This is a genomic window from Nocardia sp. SYP-A9097 (assembly GCF_009649815.1).
Lineage (GTDB): Bacteria > Actinomycetota > Actinomycetes > Mycobacteriales > Mycobacteriaceae > Nocardia.
This window is the reverse complement of sequence record NZ_WJIC01000013.1, coordinates 31,839-44,397: the sequence shown is the minus strand read 5'-3', so window position 1 is coordinate 44,397 and position 12,559 is coordinate 31,839. Positions and strand designations below refer to the sequence as shown.

Sequence of the window (12,559 nt, the reverse complement as noted above, 5' to 3'; positions counted from 1 at the left end):
GCTCCCGAAAAATGACTTGCGGGGTAGAGCCGCGGGTTGCCATTCTGCTGACTTGGGTTCCGATCAGGAGAGTGATGATGCGCCAGGTTTTCGATACACCCCAATCCCTCTATCGGATGGCGACTTTCGAGGACTCAGGCATTGCCTACCCACCCCACTCTCAATATCGGGATCCTTGCCCATGTCGACGCGGGTAAGACCAGCCTGACCGAGCGCCTGCTCTTCGACACGGGCGCTATTCACACACTCGGCAGTGTCGATGCCGGGACCACGCAAACCGACACCGGTGCCATCGAGCAGCAGCGCGGCATTACCGTGCGGACAGGAGTCGCCGCGTTCGCGCACCGCGGGGCGCATGTCAATGTCATTGATACGCCCGGGCATCCGGACTTTGTGGCCGAGGTCCATCGCGCGGTGGAGGTGCTGGACGCCGCCATACTCGTGGTGTCGGCGGTGGAGGGCGTACAGTCCCACACTCGGACGCTCATGCGGATGCTGCGCGGCTTGCGGGTACCGACCGTCGTCTTCGTCAACAAGGTCGATCGTCCCGGTGCACGCACCGGCGACCTCATTGTCGAGATGCGGAGAACGCTGACTCCTCATCTCCTGGCTATGACATCGGTGCGGCATGCGGGCACCGAAGTCGTGCGGGTGATCCCGGAAATACTGGCGGACAACCGTTTCCGGGACAACCTCACCGAAAGGCTCGCCGACATAGACGACGCCGTGCTGGCCCGGATCGTGGAAGGTACGGGACTCGGTCCTGGTGAATTACCGCTGCTGCTGGCCGAACAGACCGCCGCCGCCCGTATTCATCCGGTCTACTTCGGTTCGGCGCGTGGTGGGCAAGGGATTCCGGAACTGCTCAACGGCCTCATCCAACTGCTGCCATCCGTCCCCGCCCACGGCTCGTGTGCGCCCCGTGGGACCGTGTTCGCCCTCGAGCGCTCGGCTTCGGGAGCGAAGACCGCGCATCTTCGGCTGTTCGCCGGAGCACTGAGCGCACGCCAGCAGATCACCCTGGAACGTATTGCGCCCGATGGGACAATCGCGCGGAATACCGGTCGCATCGCGTCACTCGAGGTGGTTGGCCGTCGCGGAATCGACCTTCTGTCGGCGGGCGACATCGGCGCGATCAGGGGGCTGCCCTGGGTCCGCGTCGGCGATCGGCTCGCCGCACTCGATGACGCTCCAGAGGTCGGGCGGCGCGCGGACTTCCCGGCACCCGTGCTGCGCACCCTGGTCCGCACCCGCGGTGGCCCGGCAACGCGCCTGCACGCCGCACTCGAGTTGATGAGCGAACACGATCCGCTCCTGCACGTCCAACTCGAACCCGACGGCTCCATATCGATCCTGCTCTACGGGGAGATCCAAAAAGAGATCATCGCCGCGACTCTCGCCGCAGAATTCGGCATCGACGCCGAATTCCGGGACAGCGAACCGATTTACGTCGAGCAAGTCACCGGGATCGGTCATGCGATTGAAGAACTCGGCCATCGCGCGCCCAGCCCCAGCGGATACTGGGCTACTCTCGGATTGCGTGTCGCTGCGGCCACAGCGGGTTCGGGGGTCGCGTTCCTCCGGGAGACAAGGTTCGGCACGCTGCCACGCGCATTCCATTCCGCCATTGAAGAATCCGTGCACGCCTGTCTGCGGCGCGGACCGTCGGGGCATGCGATCACCGACTGCATCGTTGTGCTCACTCATACCGGTTTCGTCGGACCGATCACCACGGCCGCGGACTTCCGCGCCCTGACACCGATCGTGCTCGACCGCGCACTACGCGCAGCCGGGACGCGACTACTCGAGCCGTATCACCGATTCGAGGCCACCGTGCCGACCGCTGCCTTTGCGACCGTCTCGTCCTATTTGAGCTCACTCGCAGCAGATATCGATGACGCTGTCCCGAATTTGCGGACCTGTGTGATCCACGGATCGATTGCTGCCCGCCACGTGGATACGGTCCACCGGGCGCTCGCAGGCATCACATATGGTGAGGGCATCTGGTGGTCCCAGCCATTCGACTACCGTCCCGGTGTCGATTGAAAAGAACGCCCCAGCAACGGCGTTCGTTCAGCTGTTAACGGGCGGGCCCGAGCGCCCAGCGCACTGCGGCCGTCGCGTAGTCCGGGCGGTGCTCGGCGTAGGAGGCCGCAGCCGAACCGAACGACGAGGCATGGAGTAGCCGCACATCGTGATCCATGCCGTCACCCTATTTTGTTCCGTATGGGAACTCCCGTAGCCGCTGCAACTCTTCATCCGCGAACACCCGCGGCGCTACGACCCCATCCTGCACGCTGCTGATCAAGCCTCGTCAGCAACCAAGCGCCAATCATGTTGCCGCGCACCACGAACCGTGCGACACCGCCTGACCAGCAGCTACATGAACTTCCATCTCTGGTGAATGTTGTTGTGGGTCCTGGGCTTTGCGGGTGCTCCTAGCTGCGCCTACGGATGCCTATCCGTTCACCAGTCGGCGGATTGCGGCGGCGACTTGTTCGGGTTGTTCGGCGGGGATGATGTGTTCGGAGGCTGAATCCTCGAAGTGTGCGCCGAGCTGGTCGGCGTATCGGCGTTGGTATTCGCGCATGGTATCCAGGTTGCGGGACTGGTAGCGGGCAGCGTGGGTTGCCGAGATGACGGTGATGTCGGATTTCGGGGGTTCTGGTGGGCGGGTGCGGAATTCGGGGATGGCTGCGGCGACGGCCGCTATTTCGTGGCGGGTTTGGGCTAGGCCGGCGGGGGCGAAGTCTTCGGCCAGCATGGTGGCGTAGGTGTCGGCGGGGAATTTGCGACCGTAGGAGCGGGTCAGGATTCGCATGAGTGGCGGGATATGGCTGAGTGCCTGTTGTACTGCGAGAATGCGGTCGGTCTGTTTGACGGTGGGTGCCCAATTGTCGTAGGTGGGAGCGTTTTCCGGCGTTGGATCCATGAGGACGAGGCCGGACGGGGAGAGCGATTCCGCGGCGCGGCGCACGATCAGTCCGCCCATGCTGTGGGCGGCCAGGATTACTCGTTCTGGTGCGAGCGCCTCGACCAATGCCACCAGGGTGGCCGCCATGTCGTCGATGCTCTGTGGTTCGGGGGCGTGGCTGCTGCGGCCGCGGCCGGCGCGGTCGTAGGCGACGGTGTGCGCGACGTTCGCGAGTAGCGGTACGATCCGATCCCAGAGGGTTCGTCCGGCGCCCGCGCCGGATTCGAAAACCACCAGGGTGTCCCCGGTTCCGGCCTCTTCGTAGTAGATCTCGTTGCCGCACAACATGATTCGTCGTCCAGGTACATTTCGCATGGCGGTGACCCTCCGGTTCAATACCAACTTTGGAAACGGTACCAGAAATGGGATAGTAGGGGTATGGACCCCACCGAGCTCCTGCTGCACCCGGTGCGATTGCGCATCATCCACGCACTGTCCGGCGGCCGGTTACGTACGGCCGGAGAATTGTGCGACCGCATGCCCGACGTGCCGCGCACCAGCGTCTACCGCCAACTCGGCCTGCTCACGGACGGGGGCATGCTCGAGATCGGTGACGAGCGACGAGTGCGCGGCGCGGTGGAACGCTCCTACCGCTTGCGACCCGACCGACCGGCCATCACCGCCGACGCGGGCAGCGTGATGACCCCGGACGACCACCGCCAAGGGTTCGCGGCCGCCATGGCCGTCCTGATCGCGGAGTTCAATGCCTACCTCGATCGAGCGGACGCCGACCCCGTCGCCGACTCGGTCGGTTACCGCCAGGGCACCGTGTGGCTCAGCCCCGAAGAGCTCGAAACCATGCTCACCGGTTTCCGCGATCTCGTCGCACCGCTCGCCGCGAACCAGCCCGGGCCTGGCCGCAGACCGTACTTGATCAGCCCGATCCTCTTCCCGGGCGAGCAACCGCCATCGCCGAAGTGACAAAGCACGTTTGACGCACCGGCCGATCGAGTCAGGCGAAGCACCAAGACGCGATGAAAACGCCGAATGATGTCGCGACGAAGACGATGGCCAAAGTCTTTGCCAGCCAAGGACGCCACGAGTGCAGCTTCTCGACTCCCATGTACAACCAGCTGATGAGAACGATCGGCAGGATGGCGGGGATTATCAATGCCACCAGCGGACCGATGATCCACCCGGCGATTCGGAACTTTCCCCAGGTGATGCCGAGCAGCAGCGGGATGACGATCGCCCCGGAGAGACCGCCGACAATCGCGGCGATCGGCCGCTCCCCCATCCATGGCAGCCCCGGAACTCCGGGAACATTCAGCAGGTCCAGGGTCGCCCAAACGCCGAGCAGCACGATTACGGCCAGGGTGCCCCAGAGCGCAATTCGGTAGTGCCACTTCTGGATTGTCGTCCAGTCGACCTGCCGTGCCTCGTGCATGGTCGCGACCGTGACGGCGGACCACACCATCCAGCGACGGATGAGGCCGGTGCCGGTCGTGGCCATCGCATCCCGGAAGATTCGGTCGGCCTCATCGCGATGGATCTTGCGGCGGGCGATATAGCTCTGCGGTTCATCTTTGTTCAGCACCAGACCGTCATGCAGGATCGCCGCGGGCAGATGGGCTCCGGTCTTGGGTACCAGCCAGGTCAGGAAGGACGGCACCGAGGTGAGGTCGGTGGTCCAATGCTCCAGATCCGCGGGCACCAGAATCTCGCCGACACCTATCCCGGGAGCGTCGTCGAGATAGCCGATCCGGTGTAGCAGTCGGAATTCCTCCCGTGCACCGGCTTTGTCGTACAGCCGCTCCATGGAGATGGTGAGATCGGGTGTCGGCTCGGCCGGTGGTTCCGGTGGCCGCGGCGGTTCAGGAGTCGGCGTGGTATTGATCACCACGGCCCCGGGTGCGATCTGCTCGGCCGCTTCCTGGGCCGCCTCCCGACCGCCGTCGTAGAACGATCCGCCGCTCTGCTCGACAGTGAGCTTCATGCCCTCAGAATGACAGGAACATGCAGGACACGCGGGGTTTCCTACGGCGGCGATTCGGTCTCGGCCAAGGTCGAAGGCGGAGCGTCACTGTGACGCCATCGGTCGGAACCGGAACCCATTCCGGGGTCTCATCATTGGAGTCTCGATCTGCCCAGAGCAGGGTTATTTTCGACCCCACCCCAAATACTTCGTTTCGGCAACTACAGCTGAGACCGCACCTAATCGGCTGGGCCGCTTCAGCTCCCGCGCCCGCACCCCGGCTGGCGAAACCGATAATTTCCCGGCGGGATACATTGCGCAGGAGCTTTCGGCAATCGCAGTTCATCAACTGACCCATAGGGACGGGAGTCCGGACGTGTCCGACGCAGAACCGATCAACTGGGACCACCTCAAATCTCGGCAGCCCAGCGAGGCCGATCGCAAGGCGCTTCAACAGGAGCTGGTCGAGCGTGCCGTCGCGGTGAAAAGGGACAGTTGGGACGAGTATCGCGAGGCGTGGGCGAGCGGGGATATCGCCGGGGTCGCCTACCTGCTGCAGGACACCGAAATGCTGGAGGAACTCGGTGAACAGGAGGGGTCTGTGCTCATGGTCTTCGCGGGCAGCCTTTACGGATTCAACGGCGCTCGCAAGGACATCGAAGCCGGACTGGTCGGCACGCAGGCGTGGTTCGCCGAAGCCCGCAAGCAGCTGGATGCGCGCGGCTCCGGAGCTTGAGATCCGTCCACGCGACACGCGGCGAGACTGAGCTGAACCTCTATGGCTGAGCCGCTGTGAGTGAATTCGACACTCACAGCGGCTCATTCACTTGTGTCGAGGCACGGCTCCGGAGATTTGCGCGACCAGTTGCCAGGGGCGGCCGGTGTCGGCGACAGCTTTACCGCTGGTGAGAATTGCGCCCGAGAGGCCGCGGGCCGGGTCGGACCAACCGTATTGCGTGGTCAAACCGCTACGGCCGAAATGGGTTTCGGTGTGATGGCCGAATTTCGAGCGGCGTGCGCCGAGTTCGTATCCGGCCACCGAGACGCGGCCGGCCGCGCCGGGGATTCGGCGAGCGGGTTGGGTGGCCAACTGGAGGGTTTCGGGGCGCATGATCCGGACACCATCCAATTCGCCTCCGCGCGTCAGGATCTCGTAGAACCGAGAAAGTTCGAAGGCGGTCGTGACTAGATTGCCGGAGGGCAGTTCGGCGGTGAGGAAGGCTCGGGTGTCGGCCTCGGAGGTGGGGCCGGAGAGGCCGCCGCCCAGTGCGCGGCCCGCCAGGTGCCGCCACACGCGGGACGGTCCGGGGCCGACTTTCACGCTCGGGACGACCTCATCGACGTCTCCGGGTGCGACGCCGAAGTTGGTCCAGCGGAAGCCGAGTGGGTTCAGCACCTGCTCGCTCAGATGGTCGCGCATATGTTTGCCGGTCGCGCGTTGCACCAGCAGCCGCTGGATCAGGCCGCTGGTCAGTGCGTGGTAGACACGGAATCGCCCGGGCCGCCAACTGGGTTTCAAGTCCGCGAGTCCGTGCACGGCCAGATCCTCGTCCAGGACGAGATCGGTGCCGCGGTACGGCGGGGTGATGAATGGGACGCCCGCCGAATGCGAGAGCACATCGCCGATGGTGATCCGTTGTTTGCCGTTGGCCGCGAACTCCGGAATGTAGTGGCTCACCGGATCATTCAGCGCGAATGCGCCCTGCTCGATGAGCATGAACATCAGTGCCGCGGCGACGCCTTTGGCGGTGGAGAATCCGCAGAACGGCATATCGGGTGTGATGAGTCGTTTCGGCGCGTCGGGTGCATCCGCGGGTCCATTGCCCCAGCCGTGGCCGATCGCCCGGTTGAGCAGGATCTTGCCGTCGCGGCGCAGGCAGATCTGGATCGCGGGGGTGGTGCCGAGGCGATACCAATCCTGTACGGACTCCCAGATCGCCTCGATCGCGCTCGGGTCGACGCCGGCGGTGGCGGCCTCGTCCTCCGGTCCGGCGGTCGTCACGGTTTCCAGCTTCGGGTCGATCGTTATCGCACCTGGGCTCATTCGACCAGGATAGAGAGGACCGATCGGTAGAGATCATTGCGCGCGCTGAGGATTCCATGAGAACTCGCCGGATTCGCCTCGACGCGCGGGGACACGAAAGTGAATTCGGACCTCCGGCTGACGTTTTCGCCGCCGCGCAGGCAGCATGGTGATCATGCGCGTGCTGATTCAGGTTCGTCCGACAGTCGATCTGGTTGCCGCAGTGGCCGATCCCGCTGTCCATGTCACCGCCGCCGAAGTGCTCGGCGGATTGCCCGATGTGGTTATCGACCACACCTACACACCGGTCGCGGTCCCGGGATATCGGCAGGACAGTGCTGTCCCGTACTCCATGGCACCCGAACACGCGACGGTGCTGGTGCGAGGCGAGATCGCCGACGAGGACCTCGCCACCGTCGTGCCACGACTGACCGAGTCCGCCGCGATCACCGGCATCTTCGCCGATCCGGTCGTCGAAGGTGTGCTTACCTGCGGCGACACCGGTCCCGTCGGGACATCGAGGGATGTCGGAACCCTGTTGCACACAACCGAATTCGCTACGGCCGGGCTCACCGGCGCGGCGGTCGCGCTCGCCATTGTGGACACCGGTATCAATGCCGCGTTCGTGGAAAAAATCCACGGCGGCTCGGTCAACATCGACGCGCAACGCAGTTGGAATCCGCCGGGCGTCACCGGCAAGCCCGGGCAATTCCCGGTCGATCACGGCAGTATGTGCGCCTTCGACGCGCTGATCGCCGCACCGCAGGCCAGTCTGCTCGACTTCCCGGTGCTGCGCAGTACCCGGCACGGCGGCACCACGATGGATGGACTGCTGTCCGATGCCCTCGCGGGCTACGCGCAGCTGCGCACGGTGCTCACCGACCAGCCCGCCGCCACCCGTGCGCTCGTGGTCAGCAACAGTTGGGGTTCGTTCTCGTCGCAGTGGGACTTCCCGGTCGGGAATCCGGGCAATTACTCGGACAATCCGTCGCATCCGTTCAATGTGATCGTCGGCTCGCTGGAGTCCGCCGGAGCCGACATCCTTTTCGCCGCGGGCAATTGCGGCCGCGACTGCCCCGACGGTCGCTGCGCGTATAAGGACAAGCCGATCGGCGGCGCGAATTCGCATGCGAGCGTGCTGAGTATCGGCGGCGTCGACACCACCAATACGCGGGTCGGCTACTCCTCCCAGGGCCCGGGTCGGCTCACCGCTCGGAAGCCGGACGTCTGCACCTACACCCATTTCCTCGGCTCAACCGCGTTCGGCGCGGGCACACCCGACACCGGAACCTCCGCGGCCACCCCCGTCGCCGCCGGCCTGGTCGCCGCCATCCGCACGCACTGGCCCGCCACCACCGTGTCTCCGGCGCAGCTTCGGGACATGCTGCGCCGCAATACGATCCGACGCGGAACGACGGATTTCGACTATGACTACGGCTACGGCGTCATCGATAGCGCCGGCGTGCTCACCGAACTCCGCGAGATCGAGGTCCGCGCGTAGCGTGGAGGCATGCCGCTGCTCACCCTCCGACTATCGGCAGACGCGACATTGGCCGACGCACTGAAAACCCTGCGCCTGACGGAGGACGAGGTCGATATGCCCTTCGGCCTCGTCCCCGTCGACCCGGCCGCAGGATTGTTCGCGCTGCGGGTGAGCGACACGGCAGCGGCACGACTCACCACGGGCGTCCCCCTCGTTCAGATCTACGCGGACCCGCGCATCAGCCCGACCGAGAGTGACGCGTAACAACCGCAGCGACAACCGGATCCGCGCTTGGTCAGGCGATTTCGCCGATATTGCCGATCGCGCGATGCAGGGTGACGCGGCCGTCGTCCAATTGGTAGGTCACGCAGGCGATCGCGCATTCGCCGGCCGCGACGCGTTCGGAGATGATGATCGAGCGTTGCATGAGTACGCGGGCGGTCTCCTCGACGTGCCGGGCTTCGAGGTCGTCCACCTCCTCGAGGCCCTCGCGGCGGCCGATGAGGATGGAGGGTGTGACGCGTTCGACGATGCTGCGAATGAATCCGCCTGGGACATCACCATTGTCGAGTGCCTCGATGGTGGCGCGCACCGCGCCGCAGCTGTCATGGCCGAGCACCACGATGAGCGGAACATCCAGTACGTGCACACCGTATTCGATGGATCCGAGCACCGAGCTGTCGATGACATGCCCGGCGGTGCGGACCACGAACATATCGCCCAGGCCCTGATCGAAGATGATCTCGGCCGCGACCCGGGAGTCACCACAGCCGAACAGAATCGCATGCGGTTGCTGTCCGCCGACGAGCTTGGCCCGGGCGATGGCACCCTGACTCGGGTGCTGCAGTGTGCCATTGACGAAGCGCTCATTTCCCTCGCGCAGCGACTTCCAGGCACCAATCGGATCGGAGTGCGGCATAAGCCCCAATCTTCCATAGCGGATCCGAGCCGACAGCGGCAATTCAGTTACGGTCTAGCAAATCTCCAATCTGCGCCGGCCTTCCCGCAGGCGAAGAACGAGCCGGACCTTATCCGCTTTCCTTGGGAGCTCAGCACATCAGACCGATGGGTATGCGAACATATGTTCGTGTCCATTGGTGAGCAGAGTCGTGGGGAGCGCCCTGAGCGGGCCGCGATTCTGCATGCTGACCTGGACTCTTTCTATGCTTCGGTGGAGCAGCGGGATAATCCTCGGTTGCGGGGGCGGCCGGTGTTGGTGGGGTCGGGGGTGGTGTTGGCGGCCAGTTATGAGGCGAAGGCGTTCGGAGTGCGGACGCCGATGAATTCACGGCAGGCGTTGCGGCTGTGTCCGCATGCGGTTGTGGTGCTGCCACGAATGTCGGCGTACTCGGCGGCCAGTAAGGCGGTGTTCGAGATATTTCGGGATACCACTCCGGAAGTGGAGGGCATCTCGATTGATGAAGCCTTCCTGGATGTGAGTGGGTTGTGGCGGATCGCGGGATCGCCGGTGGAGATCGCGCGGGAGTTGCGGGAGCGGGTTCGGCGGGAGGTGGGTTTGCCGATCTCCGTGGGGGTGGCGCGGACCAAGTTTCTGGCGAAGGTGGCCAGTGCGGTGTCGAAACCCGATGGGCTGCTGGAGGTTCCGCCGGATCGGGAGTTGGAGTTTCTGCATCCGCTGCCCGTGGAGCGGTTGTGGGGTGTAGGCGAGGTGAAGGCGCGGGAATTGCGGGAGCGTGGGATCACCCGGGTCGGGCAGTTGGCCGAGATGGGTGAGGGACCTTTGGCGGGGGTGCTCGGGCCCGCCGCCGGACGGCATTTGCATGCGCTGTCCTGGGCGCGGGATCCGCGGCGGGTGGAGACCGGGAAGCGGCGGCGGTCGATCGGTGCGCAACGGGCGCTGGGTCGCCGGGTACGGACCGACGACGAGATCGAGGCGTATCTGCTCGGATTGGCGGATCGGCTCGGTCACCGATTACGCGCGGCTCGGCGAGTGTGCCGAACCGTGGTGTTGCGCTTGCGATTCGATGATTTCGGGCGGGCCACCCGCTCGCATTCGATGGCGGAGGCGACCGATAGCGGCGAGGCCATTCTGCGGGCGGCGCGCACTCTGCTCGCCTCCGCGCTGCCGCTGATTCACGAGCGCGGACTGACGCTGGTCGGGTTGGCATTGACCAATCTCGATGACGCCGAGACCATGCAACTCTCACTCCCGTTGGAGCATCGCGCGGAATCGACGCTCGACTCGACCCTGGATGCCCTGCGCGACCGCTTCGGCGCGGGCACGGTCACGCGCGCGGCACTGCTCGGGCGCGGCGAGGGGCTGTCGGTTCCCATCCTGCCGGACTGACCCGAGCGCGCGAAAAGCAGTCAACCTCGGGCGGGCGTGATGAGTTGCCTGAGCATGTTCCGCGACAGCGGCGGCGAGGCAGGGCAGGATTGGGGGATGCTGAACACCATCGCCCCCGAGGACACCGCGCTGCGGGTCGCGCTCTGGCGCGCATTGCATGTCGAGGTCGATCCGCTGCCGCATGTACTCGAAGACGTGATCGGCTTGGAGTTGGCCGCGCCCGGCGATAGCTGGCGGCAGCGGCCGGATATGAATCCGGAGGTCATGGCCCGGGTGCGCGCGACCATTGTGGCGCGGGCTCGGCTGATCGACGATCTGGTCGCCGAGCAGGCGGCGCTCGGGGTCGATCAGTATGTGCTGCTGGGTGCGGGAATCGATACTTTCGCGCAGCGGCGGCCCGATATCGCCTCGCGCATAAGGATTTTCGAGGTCGATCAGACCGGGCCGCAGGAGTGGAAGCGCCGTCGTCTGATCGAGTCGGGTTATGGTGTGCCGGAGCATCTCACACTGGTTCCGGTCGATTTCGAGGCGCAGTCCTGGTGGGATCGGCTGGTGGTGCACGGATTCGATCCGGCGCGGCCCGCGGTGGTCGCATCGCTCGGTGTGACCATGTATCTCACCGCCGAGGCGAATGCCGATACTTTCCGGCAGGCCGCCGAGCTCGCGCCCGGTTCGACGTTCGTCACCACGTTCACACTGCCGTTGCCGCTGGTGGAACCGGCGGAGCAGCCCGGCCGCGCCAATACCGAACGGATGGCCCGGGCCGCGGGCAATGCGTTCATCAGCTTCTACTCCCCCGATGAAATCGTCTCGCTCGCAATGGATTCCGGGTTCGCGGCGGCACGGCATGTTTCCGCCGACGAGCTTGCCGACCGGTATTTCCCCCACCGCCCCGATGGTTTGCGCCCGTCCAGCTCCGAGCAGATTTTGATCGCCACCATTTAGCAACCGATGGTTGCGTGTTGCCGGGTCGTCGACTAACGTGATGTGCAACCAAACGTTGCACATGGAGGTCGGTATGACGAGTCTCGAATTTGGCAGCATTGAACGGGAAATACACGTGGACGCCCCACCCGAGGTGGTGTTCGAAGTGGTCAGCAGCCCCGAGCATATTTCGGAGTGGTGGACCGATGACGCCTCGTTCGAGGTGCGGCCCGGCGCGGTCGGTGAACTCGTCTGGGGCGACTGCGCCAAAGTCATGCCGATGACCGTGGTCACCGCCGAACCGCCCCGGGTATTCGCGTTCCGGTGGTGCTATCCCGACGATAAGGCCGACGATTCGGTCAATTCGATGCTGGTGACCTTCGAGCTCACCCCGTCCGGCAGCGGTACGAAGATCCGCATGGTCGAGACCGGATTCCGTGAAATGGGCTGGGAGGTGGCCAAGCTGGAGGAGCAGTACCAGGAGCATGTCGACGGGTGGGATACCTTCATCCCCCGCCTCGGAAACTACATCGCGGGGCTGGTGTCCACGCTATGACGATTGTCGTCGACGACGACCTGTGGTCCGCGATCGGCGATCCGACCCGTCGCCGCATGCTCGACCTGCTGCTGGCCGATGGCGATGGCACGGCCACCAGCCTCAGCGAACGACTACCCGTCACCCGGCAGGCCATTGCCAAGCACCTCGGCGTGCTCGACCGAGTCGGTCTGGTGCACGGCACACCCGCCGGGCGTGAGCGCAGATACCGGGTGGACGAGACGCAATTAGCGCGTGCCGTAGCGCAATTGGCCTCGGTCGGCTCCGAATGGGACGCCCGACTGCGCCGGATCAAACGTCTCGCCGAGGCGATCGCGCGCGCCGGCGAACAGCGCTCCGCGCAATAGACCCGCGAATTCATCGAAGTACAACCAAC

General features: G+C 65.0%; 14 protein-coding genes. 9 read left to right on the top strand and 5 right to left on the bottom strand.

Annotated features, from left to right (window positions below; translation table 11 throughout):
• Window positions 1-141 precede the first annotated feature (141 nt).
• Window positions 142-2,046, top strand: a complete 1,905-nt coding sequence (locus tag GFY24_RS24360; protein ID WP_153807429.1) for a GTP-binding protein — start codon at window positions 142-144, stop codon at window positions 2,044-2,046.
• A gap of 34 nt (window positions 2,047-2,080) precedes the next feature.
• On the opposite strand, the gene GFY24_RS43030 is transcribed toward GFY24_RS24360, so the two are convergent.
• The gene (locus GFY24_RS43030) at window positions 2,081-2,203 is read right to left on the bottom strand and encodes a hypothetical protein (RefSeq protein ID WP_255458725.1); all 123 of its coding nucleotides are present in this window, start codon (window positions 2,201-2,203) and stop codon (window positions 2,081-2,083) included.
• Between the two features lie 255 nt (window positions 2,204-2,458).
• Entirely contained in the window at window positions 2,459-3,289 is an 831-nt protein-coding gene (locus tag GFY24_RS24350) for an alpha/beta fold hydrolase (protein ID WP_153807428.1), read from the bottom strand.
• 63 nt (window positions 3,290-3,352) lie between these two features.
• On the opposite strand from GFY24_RS24350, the gene GFY24_RS24345 reads away from it, so the two are divergent.
• Window positions 3,353-3,895: a helix-turn-helix domain-containing protein gene (locus GFY24_RS24345; RefSeq protein WP_153807427.1), complete on the top strand. Its 543-nt coding sequence runs from the start codon at window positions 3,353-3,355 to the stop codon at window positions 3,893-3,895.
• A gap of 31 nt (window positions 3,896-3,926) precedes the next feature.
• Here GFY24_RS24345 and GFY24_RS24340 read toward each other — a convergent pair whose 3' ends face one another.
• On the bottom strand, window positions 3,927-4,910 hold the full coding sequence (locus tag GFY24_RS24340) for a DUF1353 domain-containing protein (RefSeq protein WP_153807426.1): 984 nt from the start codon (window positions 4,908-4,910) through the stop codon (window positions 3,927-3,929).
• A 355-nt stretch (window positions 4,911-5,265) separates the two neighbouring features.
• On the opposite strand from GFY24_RS24340, the gene GFY24_RS24335 reads away from it, so the two are divergent.
• Window positions 5,266-5,625 (top strand): hypothetical protein, encoded by a 360-nt coding sequence (locus tag GFY24_RS24335; RefSeq protein ID WP_153807425.1) that lies wholly within the window; start codon window positions 5,266-5,268, stop codon window positions 5,623-5,625.
• An 87-nt stretch (window positions 5,626-5,712) separates the two neighbouring features.
• Here GFY24_RS24335 and GFY24_RS24330 read toward each other — a convergent pair whose 3' ends face one another.
• Complete coding sequence (locus GFY24_RS24330; protein WP_153807424.1) at window positions 5,713-6,933, bottom strand: serine hydrolase; 1,221 nt, start codon at window positions 6,931-6,933, stop codon at window positions 5,713-5,715.
• Between the two features lie 154 nt (window positions 6,934-7,087).
• Here GFY24_RS24330 and GFY24_RS24325 point away from each other — a divergent pair, with 154 nt between their 5' ends.
• Window positions 7,088-8,413 carry a S8 family serine peptidase gene (locus GFY24_RS24325; RefSeq protein ID WP_153807423.1) on the top strand — a complete coding sequence of 442 codons (1,326 nt, stop codon included), beginning with the start codon at window positions 7,088-7,090 and terminating at the stop codon, window positions 8,411-8,413.
• Window positions 8,414-8,422: 9 nt separating this feature from the next.
• Window positions 8,423-8,659, top strand: a complete 237-nt coding sequence (locus tag GFY24_RS24320) for a hypothetical protein (protein ID WP_153807422.1) — start codon at window positions 8,423-8,425, stop codon at window positions 8,657-8,659.
• Window positions 8,660-8,690: 31 nt separating this feature from the next.
• On the opposite strand, the gene GFY24_RS24315 is transcribed toward GFY24_RS24320, so the two are convergent.
• Window positions 8,691-9,314, bottom strand: a complete 624-nt coding sequence (locus GFY24_RS24315; protein WP_153807421.1) for a carbonic anhydrase — start codon at window positions 9,312-9,314, stop codon at window positions 8,691-8,693.
• A gap of 162 nt (window positions 9,315-9,476) precedes the next feature.
• Here GFY24_RS24315 and dinB point away from each other — a divergent pair, with 162 nt between their 5' ends.
• From dinB to GFY24_RS24295, 4 genes are all read left to right on the top strand, one after another.
• Window positions 9,477-10,703: a DNA polymerase IV gene (gene dinB / locus GFY24_RS24310; RefSeq protein WP_153807420.1), complete on the top strand. Its 1,227-nt coding sequence runs from the start codon at window positions 9,477-9,479 to the stop codon at window positions 10,701-10,703.
• Window positions 10,704-10,799: 96 nt separating this feature from the next.
• A complete protein-coding gene (locus GFY24_RS24305; protein WP_153807550.1) occupies window positions 10,800-11,648 on the top strand; it encodes a class I SAM-dependent methyltransferase in 849 nt (282 codons plus the stop codon).
• Window positions 11,649-11,721: 73 nt separating this feature from the next.
• Window positions 11,722-12,183: an SRPBCC family protein gene (locus GFY24_RS24300; RefSeq protein ID WP_153807419.1), complete on the top strand. Its 462-nt coding sequence runs from the start codon at window positions 11,722-11,724 to the stop codon at window positions 12,181-12,183.
• Window positions 12,180-12,530, top strand: coding sequence for a metalloregulator ArsR/SmtB family transcription factor (locus tag GFY24_RS24295; RefSeq protein ID WP_153807418.1), 351 nt, complete (start codon window positions 12,180-12,182; stop codon window positions 12,528-12,530). The genes GFY24_RS24300 and GFY24_RS24295 overlap by 4 nt, the downstream gene beginning before the upstream one ends.
• Window positions 12,531-12,559 lie beyond the last annotated feature (29 nt).